This window comes from Phocaeicola coprophilus DSM 18228 = JCM 13818 (genome assembly GCF_000157915.1).
GTDB classification, from domain to species: domain Bacteria; phylum Bacteroidota; class Bacteroidia; order Bacteroidales; family Bacteroidaceae; genus Phocaeicola; species Phocaeicola coprophilus.
Genome location: NZ_EQ973679.1, coordinates 1 through 1,446, shown reverse-complemented (window position 1 = coordinate 1,446; position 1,446 = coordinate 1). Strand labels below are relative to the sequence as shown.

The following is a 1,446-nucleotide window of genomic DNA, read 5'->3' as shown; positions in this document are numbered from 1 at the left end:
CAATAGTTCGTTAAAAATTAGCCCAGCCTAAGCGGCTCTGGCAGTAAATAAAATGAGTTCTTTGAAAAGTTTGTCAATTAATTGCGTGTTTGGTTCAATCCCAGACACGCAAATAAATCGTTCAAGCATGTAAGCATTGTGTATGACTGACTTGCATGATGATATGGAATATTTTATTCCCATCTTCTTACAGGCAGCCTTGGCGAGGTTTATAGCTGCAAGTGATGCATTAAAGTGGAATGCCAGTTTCCTGAAGTCTGTAGACTGACAGTTTGTTATTCCGGCATGTTGCTTGGCATCCCGAAAGCAGAATTCGAGTTGGAAACGTGTCCTGTAAAAGTCCAGGACATCCTGTGCGTTCTGTATTTCGTTTGTAGAGAAATACAGCTGCCATTTGTCCGTTCTTCCATCCATGGGGTACCATACAGCCAGGCTCACAAAGCGTTTGAGTGCTTTGGAGTATGCTTTCAGTCCGTAAAGTTTACCCTTGTTCACTTTGTACTCGGTACATCTTGTGATGTCCAGATTTTCAAAGTCAATTTTCTCGTCATGTAATTTTGGACGTCCGCGTTTTCCTGTCCTATTTTCTAAGGTGGGATAAAACAATACGGCATCATTCCTGAAACGGCTTATTACGTGGAAACCGTTATCGTACAATGGTTTGATGAAAGTTGCCTTTGAAAAGAACGCATCACATACGACTGTGCCAGAAATACGTTTCAGCTGTTCCTGTATGCTGATAAGGTAAGAGCTGTACCAGTCAACAAGATTCTTCTCACAGCTTTCCAGCGTTGCGTTGTCAGGTGTCTGTACAGAGCCCAAAGTCATACATTCATGGTTGTCAACGTCTATAACTCCAATACCGGTTATTTCCAGTCCACGTTTGTATTCACCGGCACAACCGGACCAGAAATAGCCAATCCACGGCGTTTTGCTGCCTGATTTTGGAATGAAAGACGGATCAACGGCTATCGCCTTGCGACCACCTTTAAGGTGTTCCCTGATGATGGCTTCATTGAAGGAAAACCAGTCAAAGCCGTCGTTCTCAAAATTGTTGCGGTATGTCTGTTCCGAGAAACATCCATACCGTCCCATTTGCAGGAAATTGATGCGGTCAGGTATAGCCATGAATAATTTCATTGTATCCATGAATACTTTCTGAAAAGATTTGCTTATATTTACAGCTGATTCGAGAGCGTTTCTGCACTCGGATTGGTATTGCATAAGGAGTGATTCTTTAGTCATAATTAAAAGTGGTGAAGGACTTCTAATTTACTAAAAATCAGTGAATTATGCAATACTTTTTCTGTTAATTTTCAGCTGTTTAGCATATCTTTTTCATCCCTTTTCTTACTCCTTGACGATTTATTCTTGACAGTATTTCAATGATCTCTTGAATATAATTTTGAACCGGATTATGCCGATTCTATGTTTAATTTTAATTTA

The 1,446-nt window shown here is 40.5% G+C and carries 1 protein-coding gene; it reads right to left on the bottom strand.

The genetic code is table 11. The features are described 5' to 3' along the window. Positions 1–27 precede the first annotated feature (27 nt). Entirely contained in the window at positions 28–1,245 is a 1,218-nt protein-coding gene (locus BACCOPRO_RS16920; RefSeq protein WP_008145600.1) for a transposase, read from the bottom strand. Positions 1,246–1,446: the final 201 nt, after the last annotated feature.